This is a genomic window from Marinomonas profundi (genome assembly GCF_020694005.1).
Classification (GTDB): Bacteria; Pseudomonadota; Gammaproteobacteria; order Pseudomonadales; family Marinomonadaceae; genus Marinomonas; species Marinomonas profundi.
In genome coordinates this window covers 3,263,505-3,277,581 of the sequence record NZ_CP073013.1, presented here as the reverse complement: position 1 = coordinate 3,277,581, position 14,077 = coordinate 3,263,505, and the positions used below count along the sequence as shown (strand labels likewise).

General features: G+C 46.6%; 14 protein-coding genes. 3 read left to right on the top strand and 11 right to left on the bottom strand.

Features of this window, described 5'->3' with window-relative positions; all coding sequences use genetic code 11:
- Positions 1-39: 39 nt before the first annotated feature.
- Entirely contained in the window at positions 40-909 is an 870-nt protein-coding gene (locus J8N69_RS15295) for an MlaA family lipoprotein (protein ID WP_168826500.1), read from the bottom strand.
- 63 nt (positions 910-972) lie between these two features.
- The gene (gene hrpA / locus J8N69_RS15290; RefSeq protein WP_211085129.1) at positions 973-4,848 is read right to left on the bottom strand and encodes an ATP-dependent RNA helicase HrpA; all 3,876 of its coding nucleotides are present in this window, start codon (positions 4,846-4,848) and stop codon (positions 973-975) included.
- Positions 4,849-5,092: 244 nt separating this feature from the next.
- Here hrpA and cysK point away from each other — a divergent pair, with 244 nt between their 5' ends.
- Entirely contained in the window at positions 5,093-6,058 is a 966-nt protein-coding gene (gene cysK, locus J8N69_RS15285; protein ID WP_168826502.1) for a cysteine synthase A, read from the top strand.
- A gap of 179 nt (positions 6,059-6,237) precedes the next feature.
- On the opposite strand, the gene J8N69_RS15280 is transcribed toward cysK, so the two are convergent.
- Both J8N69_RS15280 and J8N69_RS15275 read right to left on the bottom strand, forming a co-directional pair.
- Positions 6,238-6,486, bottom strand: a complete 249-nt coding sequence (locus J8N69_RS15280) for a hypothetical protein (protein WP_168826504.1) — start codon at positions 6,484-6,486, stop codon at positions 6,238-6,240.
- A 134-nt stretch (positions 6,487-6,620) separates the two neighbouring features.
- Positions 6,621-7,037: a UPF0158 family protein gene (locus tag J8N69_RS15275; RefSeq protein ID WP_168826506.1), complete on the bottom strand. Its 417-nt coding sequence runs from the start codon at positions 7,035-7,037 to the stop codon at positions 6,621-6,623.
- A 259-nt stretch (positions 7,038-7,296) separates the two neighbouring features.
- On the opposite strand from J8N69_RS15275, the gene J8N69_RS15270 reads away from it, so the two are divergent.
- Complete coding sequence (locus J8N69_RS15270; protein WP_168826576.1) at positions 7,297-7,569, top strand: type II toxin-antitoxin system Phd/YefM family antitoxin; 273 nt, start codon at positions 7,297-7,299, stop codon at positions 7,567-7,569.
- Complete coding sequence (locus J8N69_RS15265) at positions 7,520-7,822, top strand: Txe/YoeB family addiction module toxin (protein WP_332461492.1); 303 nt, start codon at positions 7,520-7,522, stop codon at positions 7,820-7,822. The genes J8N69_RS15270 and J8N69_RS15265 overlap by 50 nt, the downstream gene beginning before the upstream one ends.
- Positions 7,823-8,423: 601 nt before the next feature.
- Here the strand turns inward: J8N69_RS15265 and J8N69_RS15260 are convergent.
- The 7 genes from J8N69_RS15260 to J8N69_RS15230 are packed head-to-tail and all read right to left on the bottom strand — an operon-like array spanning position 8,424 to position 14,067.
- The gene (locus tag J8N69_RS15260; RefSeq protein WP_168826510.1) at positions 8,424-9,224 is read right to left on the bottom strand and encodes a class II glutamine amidotransferase; all 801 of its coding nucleotides are present in this window, start codon (positions 9,222-9,224) and stop codon (positions 8,424-8,426) included.
- A complete protein-coding gene (locus J8N69_RS15255; RefSeq protein ID WP_168826512.1) occupies positions 9,217-11,091 on the bottom strand; it encodes a vWA domain-containing protein in 1,875 nt (624 codons plus the stop codon). The genes J8N69_RS15260 and J8N69_RS15255 overlap by 8 nt, the downstream gene beginning before the upstream one ends.
- Before the next feature lie 50 nt (positions 11,092-11,141).
- Complete coding sequence (locus J8N69_RS15250; protein WP_168826514.1) at positions 11,142-11,621, bottom strand: YcgN family cysteine cluster protein; 480 nt, start codon at positions 11,619-11,621, stop codon at positions 11,142-11,144.
- Between the two features lie 17 nt (positions 11,622-11,638).
- Positions 11,639-11,935, bottom strand: coding sequence for a YcgL domain-containing protein (locus J8N69_RS15245; RefSeq protein ID WP_168826516.1), 297 nt, complete (start codon positions 11,933-11,935; stop codon positions 11,639-11,641).
- A 58-nt stretch (positions 11,936-11,993) separates the two neighbouring features.
- Positions 11,994-13,136: a ribonuclease D gene (gene rnd, locus J8N69_RS15240; RefSeq protein ID WP_168826518.1), complete on the bottom strand. Its 1,143-nt coding sequence runs from the start codon at positions 13,134-13,136 to the stop codon at positions 11,994-11,996.
- 1 nt (position 13,137) lies between these two features.
- The gene (gene recR / locus J8N69_RS15235; RefSeq protein ID WP_168826520.1) at positions 13,138-13,731 is read right to left on the bottom strand and encodes a recombination mediator RecR; all 594 of its coding nucleotides are present in this window, start codon (positions 13,729-13,731) and stop codon (positions 13,138-13,140) included.
- Positions 13,732-13,740: 9 nt separating this feature from the next.
- Complete coding sequence (locus J8N69_RS15230; RefSeq protein ID WP_168826522.1) at positions 13,741-14,067, bottom strand: YbaB/EbfC family nucleoid-associated protein; 327 nt, start codon at positions 14,065-14,067, stop codon at positions 13,741-13,743.
- Between the last annotated feature and the right edge of the window lie 10 nt (positions 14,068-14,077).

The window sequence follows — 14,077 nt, the reverse complement described above, 5'->3', positions numbered from 1 at the left end:
TCTGCAACAAAAACCATCTTATTGTCATGCTATATCAGATCACTCGGATTGGCTTTCTAATGGCACACTGTTCACCGCCTCATCGCCGTATTCATCTTCTGCCCAGCTATCGTTTTCCCAACTGTCATTTTCCCAGCTGTCATCACTTACGCTATCGCTTCCCCAGCTATCATCCTCCTCCCAGCTGCCATCCAACGCGGTATCCTCTTGCACTTGGTTTTGCTGAGGCGGGGTTCTGCCGTGTACATCGTGCGTGCGACTCTGTAAATACACATCTCGAATAAAGCTGTATCGATCACCGATTATCATCGATTCTGCACTGAGCAAACGAGCGCGAGTTTCGACAATATCCAACCCTAGCACGCCTAATTTTTCATCACTATTAAGGTTCAATATCTCCGTGTCTTCTAAATACGAATATTCAACCACAAAACCGGACGTATCGCGTACCGTAGAAGGCCCCAAAAAAGGCAACACAAGGTAAGGGCCAGAGGAGATTCCCCAATACCCTAAAGTTTGACCAAAATCTTCTTTGTAGCGCTTTAACCCCAGTTCACTGGCCACGTCAAAAATACCGAACCAACCCGCAGTACTGTTGATAAGGAAACGAAAGGTCGACGACGCGGTTTCATCCCATTTGCCTTGCAGCAAATTATTGCTGATGTTGCCAAGTTCGCCAAGGTTAGAGAAAAAATTACTCACACCTCTCTGTACAGGATTCGGCGTCACCGCCTTATACCCCTCTGCGACTGGCTTTAATACAGCGCCATCAACAGCATCATTAAAGGTAAACATAGAGCGGTTAAAACCTTCCCATGGATCTTCTTTGGTTTCTACTGGCACCTGAGCACAAGATTGCACAAGCAATAACATAGAGCCAAAAAGTAAAGTACCTATTACTTTAAACATTTTCACTATCCTTAACGTGTAAGACTTCGCACGGCGTCTAACTAAAAAAATCTTATCTATCAATCAAACCAATTTTTTAACTTCTTGCCATTGTTTGGCCAAACGTTTATCCGAAATTGGCTCTAAGGTGCCAACGGATTGAGCAAACAATGAAATTCGATATTCTTCTAACATCCAGCGATATTTGATCAACTCTGGATCATACAGGGCTTTTTCGTCATGGGCTTTTTTCTGCCTAATATAGGTCTGCCAAAGACCTTCCAATTCAGACACTGCTGCGTTTTCTTTGTTCAAATGGTTTTGAAAACGCTCTAAGCGCACTTCTATGCCTTTAAAATAACGCGGCAATTGTCCCAGCCAAAACAACGGCGTGTTACCAATAAAGCCGGGATAGATCAGCTGTTCCAGTTGGACTTTAATATCACCGTAAATACGAGTCCAAGGCAATGGAATGCTGCCTTTCATTCTCTTCGCCACAGCTTGATAAGAGGACAGCACACGATACAACTGGCCTGCCATGTCGTTCGCCACGCTGACCAATTGTGGTTTGTGATTCAACACACAATGCTCGAATTCCGCTTTGGTGCGGGGCAAAGGCCGACCATCTAAGAAAACTTTATCTAGCACGGCATTCAGTAAATCTTCCAACAAGGCTTCTTTCTGGCCCAAGGGCGAAAAAATCAACATGGATTCTTTTAAGTGCGGCAAATTTTTCTGCAAGTAACGCACTTCTTTGCTCAAGGTTAGCTTGAGCAAAGTAATCACGCCTTTGCGATGGGTTTCCAGCGCGGTATTTTGATCATCAAACATCTTCAATGACACATGATCGCCTTGCGCGACTAACGCAGGAAACGCCGTGACCTTGATGCCCGCTTGTTTGATTTCTTGGCGCTCAGGAATGCCCTGCTCTGGCCAAGCCGTTAAGCCTTCTTGTTCATGCTGCTTAGTACCAAACTTGGCAAAACTTTCTTCTACAAGGTCGCTAAATTGCGTTTGCAGTTGCGCGAGGTTTTTACCCACACCAAGTACTTTGCCGCGCTCATCCACTACTTCTAAATTCAACGTCAAATGCGAATCGAGTTTGTCCGCGTTCCATTCATTAAGTGGAATATCGATCAAGGTTTCGCGCTTAATCTGCAAACTCAATTGTTCCAGCAAATCCCCTTTGTCTTTTGACAAATTTGGGTATACGCGATCAACAAACTGCGGAATCGGCACAAAGCGGCGACGTAATACTTTGGGCAAAGCGCGCAGCAAGGCTTCGCAACGCTCCTTGATAAAACCGGGCACGGCCCAGCCCAGATCCTCTAAGCTCAACTGACGCAATAAACCAACTGGCACTTTAAGCGTCGCACCATCTGCTTCTTGGCCGGGGTCAAACTTATAATCAATCGGCAAGGCCACGCCATTTAAACCAAAGGAATCAGGGAAAGCATGATCGTCGACACTGACATCTTGATTAATCAAATCCTCACGCGTCATTAGCAGAGCATCAGGCGCGGTTTTGACAAAATGCTCTAAGCTTTTTAGATTGCGCACATGCTCAGGCAAACGGGTGTTGTAAAAAGCAAACACGGTTTCGTCGTCGACTAAGATATCGCGTTTTCGTAACTTGGCTTCTTGAGTTTCTAACGACTCCATCAAGGCTTTGTTCTTACGGAAAAAGGCCTGCTTAGTACGCAACTCGCCTTCCACCAGCCCAGAGCGAATAAAGATTTCACGCGCTTCTTCAGGGTTCACATGACCGTAATCAATACTGCGTTTCGCCACGATAACCAAGCCATAAAGCGACACTTGTTCATGGGCCATGATGCGGCCTTGGTTGCGCTCAAAATGCGGATCAAAGTATTGGCGCTTCACAAAGGGCGCAGCGTATTCTTCTATCCAAGCCGGATCGATGCGAGCCGTGACTCGCGCATACAATTTAGTGGTTTCGACTAATTCTGCCGCCATGATCCATTGCGGTGGTTTTTTGAACAACATGGAGCCGGGGAAGATCGCCAATTTGCGCGAACGACAACCCAGCATTTCTTTGCTGTCTTCCATTTTATTGGCCACTTGCGTAAACATACCCGCCAACAAAGCACGGTGAATCGCTTCATAATGGCGCTCTTCATGGTGAACTTCTTTAAAGCCAAGCTGCTTACAGGCAATCATAATTTGGCGGTGAATGTCTCGCCATTCACGCAGGCGCATAAAGTTCAAAAATTGCTTACGGCAATATTGGCGTAATTGATTTTGCGATAAGGCTTGGCGTTGTTCTTCAAAACGCTCCCACAAATTCAAAAACACGGCAAAATCAGAATCTTCGTCTTTATCGACCGCGTGGGCTTGGTCGGACTGGGTTTTCTTATCTTGTGGGCGTTCGCGAGGATCGGGAATCGACAAGGCGCTAACAATGATCGCCACTTCTTTAAGCACACTGTGCTGCTCGGCGGCAATAAGAATGCGGCCTAATTTCGGATCGATAGGCAACCTCGCCAGCTGACGACCAATCGGCGTCAGTCGCTCTTTGTCCAAAGCACCCAGCTCGGTTAACGCCCGATAACCGTCGTTGATCATGCGTTTATCTGGCATTTCCACGAAAGGAAATTTTTCCACAGCGCCCAGTTTCAGATTCGCCATCTGCAAAATAACCGACGCCAAGTTGGTACGGAAAATTTCTGGATCGGTAAATTCAGCGCGATTATTAAAATCGTCTTCGTCATACAAGCGAATACAAATACCATCCGCCACACGACCACATCGCCCTGCCCTTTGGTTGGCACTAGCTTGGCTGATCTTTTCAATCGGCAATTGTTGGACTTTAGAACGCACACTGTAGCGACTAATGCGTGCTAAACCAGGGTCAATCACATAACGGATCCCTGGCACAGTCAACGAGGTTTCCGCTACGTTGGTGGACAACACAATACGACGACCAGAGTGGGATTTGAAAATGCGTTGTTGCTCGCTGGCACTCAATCGAGCATACAAGGGCAAGACTTCGGTATTGCGCAGCTCAGCGCGACGCAGAATTTCGGCGGTTTCGCGGATTTCTCGCTCTCCCGGCAGGAACACCAGAATGTCACCCGCGCCACGATAACCAGACTGACGCTCTTCGGCGATCAACAGCTCAACCGCGTCTAACACGCCTTGCTCCATGCTTTGGTCTTCATCTAATTCTTCCGAGTCAGACTTGCTCATCAGTGGCTGATAACGTACTTCAACCGGATAAGTCCGACCTGATACTTCAATAATAGGCGCGTTTTCAAAATGCTCGGAAAAACGTTCTACATCAATGGTCGCCGAGGTGACGATGACTTTTAGGTCAGGGCGCGCGGCCAAGACTTGTTTTAAATAGCCCAGCAGAAAATCAATGTTAAGACTGCGCTCATGGGCTTCATCGATAATAATAGTGTCGTATTTATAAAGGCGTTTATCTTGTTGGATTTCCGCCAACAAAATACCATCGGTCATCAGTTTGATGAGGGTTTCTGCGTTGCTCTCGTCGCTAAAACGCACCTGAAAACCCACTTGCTCACCTAGGTTAACCTGTAGCTCATCACTGATACGTTCCGCCACACTGCGAGCGGCAATTCGTCTAGGTTGCGTATGACCGATCAGACCCGCAATACCACGACCTGCCTGCAAACACATCTTAGGCAACTGAGTGGTTTTACCCGATCCGGTTTCACCGGCGATAATAATGACTTGGTTGTCTTGGATCGCCTTGATGATTTCGTCAGCACGAGCGGCAACCGGCAAGCTCTCATCGTAGGTAATGTTAGGCAGACGAGACAAACGAGCTTGGTACAAGGTCTCAGACTTTTCAATCAAAGCGTTCAATTCAGATTGCATCTTATCAAAAGGCAAACCATCCTTTTGACGCTTAGTAAGCTGTGCTTGTTTTTGATCAATTAGATGACGATCGCGCGTCATTACGGCATTTGTCGGCATGATAGGTAAACTTGTATCCTTTTACTTGGCGCAGAAAGAATTGTGGCAGTAAATAACGCGCCGTTTTGTATTAGCGGTCTTGGCACTGTGCTTTAAACAAAGCTAAGTCGTGGTACGAAAACCTCTATCGATATGGTTGTAAATTCTAACATCAATCCCAAGGTAAGGGTTATAGTGAACAAGATTAGCAATGTATCTAATACGCTGCTGCCACCTTCATCAGACCAATCAAAAAGGAAATGGTATGTCTCATCAAGTGTTCGAAGATAACTCTCTTACCATTGGCAATACGCCACTCGTACGTTTGAACCGTATCGGCAATGGTAATATTTGGGCCAAGCTCGAATCTCGTAATCCCGCTTTTTCAGTAAAATGCCGCATCGGCGCCAACATGGTGTGGGATGCCGAAAAGAAAGGCATTCTGACCAAGGGCAAATCCATTGTCGAAGCCTCCAGCGGTAACACGGGTATTGCCTTGTGTTTCGTGGCCGCTTCTCGTGGTTATCCGATTACCATTACTATGCCATCCAGCATGAGTGTAGAACGTCGCCAAGTGATGAAAGCCCTTGGCGCGACTATCGTGCTAACGGAACCCGCAAAAGGCATGAAAGGCGCGATTGCCAAAGCCGAAGAAATTGCCCAAGACGAGAACGTCGTCTTGCTGCAACAATTCGACAACCCAGCAAACCCAGAAATTCATGAAAAAACCACCGGCCCAGAAATTTGGCAAGACACCAATGGCGAAATCGATGTGCTCGTCTCGGGCGTCGGCACTGGTGGCACCATTACAGGCGTAAGCCGTTATATTAAAAACACTCAAGGTAAAGCCATTATCAGTGTGGCCGTTGAGCCAACCAACTCGCCGGTTATTACGCAAACCTTGAATGGCGAAACACCCACTCCAACGCCACATAAAATCCAAGGCATTGGCGCGGGCTTTATACCCAAAAACCTAGACCTTTCTATAGTGGATCGCGTTGAACAAGTCACCAATGAAGACGCCATCGCCATGGCGAAACGCCTAATGCGCGAAGAAGGCATCTTGTGTGGTATTTCGTGTGGTGCCGCCGTGGTTGCGGCAGAACGTTTGAGCCAGCTTGCAGAGTTTAAAGACAAGAAAATCGTCGTGATATTGCCAGACTCTGGCGAACGCTACTTGTCTACTGTCTTGTTCGAAGGTGAATTCACCGACAACGAACTGGTTCAGTAAATTACCATTGATAACCCTCTCCCGGCCCCCCTTAGTAAGGGGAAGAGCAAACAGCTTCCCTCCCCTTGTCTCTTCCAAGGGGAGCTCTAAACTAAGTCCCCTTATCTCTTCCAAGGCGGGAGCTCTAAACTAAGTCCCCTCCCCTTATGTCTTCCAAGGGGAGGGCTAGGGAGGGGTAATTAATGCGACTTTTTCATACCGTAACGCACCATGTCTTTGCCATTTTCAAACACGTCAACGGTCACCCAACGACCTAGCAACAATTGCTGATTGTCATCCAACACCGCCACAAACGGACGACCATTGGCATTATTTGTCGCCAAGGCCACACCAGACACATTGTTAAGACCCAAACCGCCCGCCTCAACCAAACGCAAAAATGTCTCAAGCTCGTCTAAAGTATCAATTACATCGTTATCATTAATCATTTTTTCTACTCTGTTATTTCAATAATCGTTTTCATTTCACACTGACGGCAAATGCCACGTGTTTGATTGGCACTTTACTTAATTACAGCTATTAAGATGTGATGGCGGCCCTATTGCTAGTCGCCATTTATTTGCTACGTGCCGCTGCTAAACTGGATATTGTTAGCCTTACACCAATCTATTGTCGCTTCCCTTAACGCTAACGATTCGTAGGCATGCCAAGCATCTAATAACCCTAACGAGTCTAAAAAATCTTTTAAGCGCGAATACGCGCCTTGCCGACGAAACATCTCATAGACAGTATCAAGGTGTTCTGGAATCTTCTCTGATGTAAAACGAATGGCCAGCGACCTACCTAGATCAAATTCGCGTTTCTCCGGAATTTGCAAATACTGATCGCTGTCATGCAAATCATCTGGTATTGGCTCTTCAACCGCATCAGCAATGTAATAAATAGTACCACTTTGGGTATCAAGATAAGCTTCACAGTCTCCGCAACCAGAGGAAGCAAACTCAATCGCCAATTCTATGTCATCTAATGTTACTGTCATCATTCCACCTCGGCACACAATATAGTAATAATCCACAAAACTTAGGCCCCAAAAAATTGATAAAGCACTGATTTATTCATTTTTCACTTCACCATAGTTCAATCAAGTAAACACGATACCGGCAGCATAATTAACGCCACCAACACGGACGACTTTGTAGAGAAGTCAAAACCGCAACGAAAAAGCGGTCGCCGTACTTGGCTCTGTTATGGCTCTTCACGTATACTTGTACGGAAACCCCGTACATCAAGGTGCCGTTATGGATACGATCAGTGTAAACAAATTCAGAGATAATCTGAAGAGCGTTGTAGAGCAAGTGATTAACAGACATGAGCCGCTCAAGGTAACCCGAAGAGCCGGAGAGGCTTTCGTGGTGATGAGCGCCGACGACTGGGAGCAAGAACAGGAAACGCTTCACGTTCTGCAAAGCAAGAACCTCATGCTGCAAATTGCCGCTTCTCTTGAAACACACACCCGTGGCAATGGCTATCAACCGACTGACGAGCAGATGGATGAGATCACTGGTATTTGAAGGCAACACCTGGGAGGCGTATGAGGCTGTGCGCGAAAAGGACAAACGATTACACAGGGCCTTGTGCAAATTACTTAAGGAAATGCTGCGATCTGACGACCCTTCTTCCGGTCTGGGGAAACCTGAACCACTAAAGCACAACCTCTCTGGCCTATGGTCTAAGCGGATATCACAGAAAGATCGTTTAATATATCGGTTCGACGAAAGGTCTATTTATATATTCGCTATTGGCGGTCACTACGATCAGCCCTGAATACGTCATCTTTACTTTGTTCTATCCTCTTTTTTACGTCGACTTCACTCACTCAATCGACAAGCCTTATCCTTCACTGATTTATTGCTCTATCGACAAAACAATGAAAACTACGTTTTCTACGGTATTTTAAAAAAATTGAGAGTCGCTGCGCTTATCGTGCCCTACGAATGTGAAAATATGTCTCTAGCAGCCATAACTCGTTAAACCCCATAAGCGAGGTCAAACGATAATCATGTCGTGCATTTATGCCTACAAAACTAAAGCACGACAAATTACGCCTTGTCGGGCTAAAGCCACGACCTACAAAAAAACAATATAAATCAATCAATTACAGGCTAAATAACGTCATACGCCTGATTACGGTCGTACCTCCCCTCATCAGGCCTACAAAACTAAAGCACGACAAATTACGCCTTGTCGGGCTAAAGCCACGACCTACAAAAAAATAATATAAATCAATCAATTACAGGCTAAATAACGTCACACGCCTGATTACGGTCGTACTCCCTCATGCAGGCCTACGGGTGAGGTGTGTTCGACAAGTTTCGAAGACTAACGCTATTTGCTTGGATGTCAGCGTTGAAGCCTTGCCGATAAATTATAGGGCTGCTGTTAAGTTGCTCACTTTAATCTGGCTGACCACTTCGCCACCTTCAAACACGCACAGTTCGCCTTCTGTCATTTGTTGCCAAGTTTCGTCGTGGGTGAGTGGTTGGGTGGCGATGACGGTGACGACGTCTTTGTCTGTGGTGACTTCTTTGAAGTCGACTATCACGTCTTCATCAGACAAGGTGGCTTTTTTGAAAGGGGCACGGCGGGTAATCCAGTGTAGTTTGGTGGTGCAAAAACAGTATAAGCGCACACCGTCAGAGAGCATCATGTTGAATACGCCCATGGATTTTAATTGCAAGGCCAGTTCGGCCAGTTTGGAAGACAGTTCATTCAGTGCTGGCTCATGCTCACCGAAGCGCGCCTGTAGCTGCTCGATGATCCAACAAAAAGCCCGTTCAGAGTCGGTACTGCCTAACGGGTGGTGAAAGGAAATAGGTAACGAATCCGCCGCGTCTAATTGTCCATTATGAGCGTAGGTCCAGGTTTTACCCCACAGTAGTCGACTAAAGGGATGGGTATTTAACAGACACACGGCTCCGACGTTTGCTTGTCGAATATGGCTGATCACGATGTCGCACTTTAATGAGGTGTTGCTGATGACTTCGGCCATATCCGAATCGGCGCTTGGCCTTGGGTCATGAATCGCCCATACGTCACCATCACGGTACATGGCCATGCCCCAGCCGTCTTTATGAGGACCAGTGCGTCCGCCACGGGCACGCAAACCCGAAAAACTAAAGCATATATCCGTTGGCACATTGGCGCTCATGCCTAATAACTCACACATCGTCTAGATCATCTCTCTCTATTGATTTGTTTTTTTTCATGCGGCGATACAGCAATACACCCGCACCGATAATAAAAATAGCCCCTACATTTAATATTACATAGAGAGTCCATTCTTGTGCTGACAGTTTGTCTGCTTCATTCTCAGTCTTATCGACCTTCGACTCATCCGCGTCTGCCCCATTCGCTTCCGCTAAAACATCCGGGCTGTCTTGAGCGTCGTCGACAACTGAAATGCTCGGTGCAACCGACATTGCTTGCACACTATCGTTAGAAGATGCTACTGGCGCCAACAAGGTGTCTGCAAACATTTGCTCCCCTTGACCAACCACAGGTGGGTTGTCGCCTTCTCGATAAACGTGCCAGTAAGGTGTCCAGTAATCAAAGCGCAACCCAGCTTGTGTCATCGCCATCAGTTGCGCTCGGACTTTCATTCTTTCGTTGGGCGAGACCGGTAGGATTTTTTCCCAGTGCCCTTGCCCTATTAATGGCATCTCTTCGGTTTTCGTCGTGCCATTGTTGTAGGAAAATTCCAGCTTGATATTAGAACGCAACACATTCAGTTTTAAGTTGACTGGCTTGGCGACGAAGGAGACCAGATTGTCACCAGGGTGACTTCCGGAAAATTCAATCGCTGGATGCACGGTAAAATATTGACTCAGTTGTCGAGAAAAAGTTTGCCCGTCAACCACGCTGACTAATTCATAATTGCCCGGTTCGATAATCCCTTCTATCTGCTGTTCAAATTGACCGCTGGTGCGCCTCATCTCCTGCGTAAAAACCGCTTCTTCTGTCTCGCCACTCAAGCGTCTTAACGTTTGCGTTACGTCCACCAACGTCAATACTGCATCATCTTTAATAATGCTATCGCTTTGAAACAAGCCGACGGCAGAGGAAAAGGCTTCGTTTTCGAAAATAACCGGCGCAATGCTCGTGGCCTGGGCGCTGAGATCCGTCATCACCCTCACGCTGCTCCGCGCTATGTCCACATTATTCACCTGCCACTCTCCTGCCGCAGGGTCCAGCACTGTGACTAAGGTATAATGATCAGAAACCGATACAGAGACATTTTGCTTATTTACCAAAGGCAATGTGATGTCATTGGGCTGCAAAATAATCGGCTGTGTACTGTTGTTTTCATGAAATACGAGCAAAGTGAGTTCTTCAATGCTGTCATCGACCAAAAAACGATTGCCATCAAACGGTAATTCATCCGATGGTGAGGCCTGTGTGAAGATGCGTTCAAAGGCATCTAAAAGGTCTTCTGGTAGCGCTACCTCGGTATAAATCGCGTTGGTTCTTAGAGAGAGTGATTCCAATAAGGCCTTGTCTGTGTAGCCTGTCATCGAAATACTATGAAGATGGATGCCTCGCGCTTCGAGCTTTTCAGTCAGTTCATTCAGGATGCGATCACGAGAGGCTTTATTCACTGCGTCGTCTAGGCTGATATCCACCATACCATCCGTCACCAAAATCCAATGACGCGTCACCTCAGGCGACAAATCGCCTGAGTCGGGTGTTTCTAATAACAACCTAATAATGGCTTCTAAATCGGTTCCGACATCTTGAGTGACATAGCTATCGACATAACTGGCGAGCTTGGCTTTATTGGCTTTATTAATGATGTCTTCTGGTAAGAGTACGCGCGGTTTTTCACCAAACAACCAAATCCCTAAAGAGGCTTTCTTTTCCGGCGCTAGGCTTGAAATAAGGCGCAGCGCCTCAGACGTCAGCTTATCAGGATCGCTGATCAGCATACTGCCAGAGGCATCCACAATGACACGAAATTGAGTATCCGCTTGACTAAACGATGCCCAAAAGGACAAAACAGCCACTAACAACACAGTATTTACTTTCAACCACTTCACGTCTGCGAACTCCTTGAACCACTTTACTTTGTTGAAATTAGCGACCCGTTTTACGTTAAATCATACGGCTCCGGCATTCCATGCACCCACTTAATAATATGGGTTTCCCATTCATCTTCGTCAACATTACGCTCATCGACGGCATAATGTCGAACCGTTAAACCTTGGCGCAGCATTTCCTTATCGCTTCCAACCACCAAAGGGTGCCAATCAGGCAAGTCTTTGGTTTCATGCAAAACACGATAACTGCAGGTATCGGGCAACCATTGAAACGCTTCAATTTGGTCTGGCGTTAAGGTAATACAACTGGCGACTTTGGCGTGGCGAGTCTCGTATACCTTGCACTGACAACTGGTAATATTAAGCTGCTGACAAGAAAGGTTGGTATAATAAATGGCGTCCGTTTCATCGTCTTGCAACTTTTGCAGGCAACATTTCCCACAACCATCGCAAATAGACTCCCACTCAACAGGCGACATCTGCTCCAATGCGGTGGTTTTCCAAAAAGGTTCGTAACGCTTAGCAATCATTCTGTTAATCCAAGTCGTTAATAAACCGCTTGTGTCGGTGTTTTATACAGATCCAACAAGTACTCTTCCTTTGCTGGCGGCAGTTGTAAATAAAAGCCTTTTTCCCGAATCTCACTTGCGACCTTTTCAGGTGTCGCGCGGGCTAACTTGCTCTCGTTGGTCAATAACATGGTCATGGCACTAATGCCTTTACCAAAGCGTGTCATCAGTTCTTCTGGCACTTTTTTAAGACCAATACTTTTTTCCACATACAAGTACATACCATCATGCTTAGCTGAACGGAACACTTGTACGATTAAATGCTGCTGTTTCATAGTTTTCTCTTGACGACGTAGCGCCATGTTAAAGCCTGTTAAACGAAGGCTTTTTAGATTAGGGCTTTTTAAATGTCTCCAACACCGGATCAACTATTTCATCACGGCGCCAGCCAGTTAACGCTGGGTTCTGCCAATCTATCTCAGTGCCATCAAATAAATGACGCACTAAAGGGTCTAGCAGTTTTCGCTTCATCATGGCTTCTGGGGCAATACTCAAGGCTTCGGCGCGCTCTCGAACAAAGGCCTTAACCGCTTTGGTTAATTCTCCCGCCTTAGACGGCAAAGGAATCTCCAAAGGCAGCTGATATTCATCCGCTGACAATTCATTAACCAAGGCAACCTTTTGCAAGATCACTTCCCCATACAAACGGTGCTGACGGCCGGTTATTTCTTCCGCCTCAGAAATCGCTTTATGGTGAGTCGGTAGAATTTTACCCAATGACCATAAGGTACGATCTTTTAAAATCTGCCCTTTTGGAACGTCTTCTTTTTTAGCTTGCTCATCACGCCAAATAAACAGCAGGCGCAATAGCGTTAACCCCGCAGGAGACAAACGCCAAGCCGTTTTGACCGCATTCCAGTTTTGTTCTGGATCGGCATTCATCCGATATTGCCACTTCAATGACTCGCAGTCTTCGATTACCCATTCGAGCATGTTTTTGGCTTCTAAACGGGCAATTTGCATCGGGTAGACTTTTGCCAAATACACCACGTCTAGCGCCGCATAACGTTTCTGCGCATCGGTTAACGGGCGCTGAATCCAGTCCGAACGGGTTTCGTCTTTTGCCACTTCAATCTGCAAATACTCATGAATCAGCTTCACATAACTTAAAGACCATTGTGCACTGGCGTACGCCTCACCAATTTGCGTGTCATAAAATGGCGTTGGCAACACGCCCAACAAACGCTCAAAAACGTCCATATCTTCGGAACAAGCGTGGAATACCTTCATCACCGATGGATTGACAATTAAGTCACGAAGCGGTTGCCACTCATCAATCGTTAATGGATCAATGAGCACAGCTTTGTCGCCTTCACTCACTTGAAGCAAGCCCGTAATCGGAAAATAGGTAGAGCGACGTATAAATTCAGTGTCAACCGCAATCACCGGCAATTGCGCCCAGTAATCACACCAACTCGCCAGCGATTCGTTGTCCGCTACCCACACAATATTCAGCGCATCATCTTGATCATTCATACTAGAGTTTCTTCCGTCCCTCTAGCGCTAACGCCAGAGTGTTTCCATCAACGTACTCCAGTTCACCACCCATAGGCACACCATGGGCAATACGACTGACATTGATGTTCAATGTTTTTAATTTTTCAGCGATATAATGACAAGTCGCTTCACCTTCTACCGTCGAGTTCGTGGCAATAATGGCTTCTTCCACGTCATTATGCTGAACCAAGGCTTCTAAACGATCTAAACCTAACTCTTCTGGGCCAATGCCATCAATCGGTGACAAATGCCCCAACAGAACAAAGTAGCGCCCGGTAAAAGTCCCAGCCGACTCAATCGCCACCACATCCGCCGGTGTTTCAACAATACACAAACGCTTTGCATCGCGCTCGGGGTCTTTGCAAATGCCGCATTCTGATTCTTCTGTCAAAGTACGACAACTCGAACAACGCCCGACTTTGTCGAGCGCTTCACGCAATGCATTGGCCAGTCTATCCGCCCCTTGATGATCACGTTCCAATAAATACAACGCCATCTTTTGCGCCGATCTTGGCCCAACTCCCGGCAAACAACGCAAAGATTCAATCAACTCTTTTATTAAGGGACTAAACAAAGCTCGCTCCTAGAAAGGCATCTTAAAACCAGGTGGCAAAGACATGCCGGCCGTTGCCGAGGCCATTTTCTCTTTTTGCGTCACTTCTATATTGCGTACCGCATCGTTAACGGCCGCGGCAATCAAGTCTTCTAGCATTTCTTTGTCATCTGCAAACAAAGAATCATCGATAGAAACCCGTTTCACATCATGACGACCTGTCATGATGATTTTAACCAGACCCGCGCCCGCTTGTCCTTCTACTTCCATATTGGCGATTTCTTCTTGCGCTTTCTGCATGTTTTCTTGCATCTGTTGCGCTTGGCGCATCATGTTACCCATACCACCTTTAAACATAACCTTGCTC

Bases quoted from the DNA above. Each gene is read 5' to 3' on its own strand.
- J8N69_RS15295 (WP_168826500.1), bottom strand. From the start codon at position 909: ATGTTTAAAGTAATAGGTACTTTACTTTTTGGCTCTATGTTATTGCTT.
- hrpA (WP_211085129.1), bottom strand. From the start codon at position 4,848: ATGCCGACAAATGCCGTAATGACGCGCGATCGTCATCTAATTGATCAA.
- cysK (WP_168826502.1), top strand. From the start codon at position 5,093: ATGTCTCATCAAGTGTTCGAAGATAACTCTCTTACCATTGGCAATACG.
- J8N69_RS15280 (WP_168826504.1), bottom strand. From the start codon at position 6,486: ATGATTAATGATAACGATGTAATTGATACTTTAGACGAGCTTGAGACA.
- J8N69_RS15275 (WP_168826506.1), bottom strand. From the start codon at position 7,037: ATGACAGTAACATTAGATGACATAGAATTGGCGATTGAGTTTGCTTCC.
- J8N69_RS15270 (WP_168826576.1), top strand. From the start codon at position 7,297: ATGGATACGATCAGTGTAAACAAATTCAGAGATAATCTGAAGAGCGTT.
- J8N69_RS15265 (WP_332461492.1), top strand. From the start codon at position 7,520: ATGGCTATCAACCGACTGACGAGCAGATGGATGAGATCACTGGTATTT.
- J8N69_RS15260 (WP_168826510.1), bottom strand. From the start codon at position 9,224: ATGTGTGAGTTATTAGGCATGAGCGCCAATGTGCCAACGGATATATGC.
- J8N69_RS15250 (WP_168826514.1), bottom strand. From the start codon at position 11,621: ATGATTGCTAAGCGTTACGAACCTTTTTGGAAAACCACCGCATTGGAG.
- J8N69_RS15245 (WP_168826516.1), bottom strand. From the start codon at position 11,935: ATGAAACAGCAGCATTTAATCGTACAAGTGTTCCGTTCAGCTAAGCAT.
- rnd (WP_168826518.1), bottom strand. From the start codon at position 13,136: ATGAATGATCAAGATGATGCGCTGAATATTGTGTGGGTAGCGGACAAC.
- J8N69_RS15230 (WP_168826522.1), bottom strand. From the start codon at position 14,067: ATGTTTAAAGGTGGTATGGGTAACATGATGCGCCAAGCGCAACAGATG.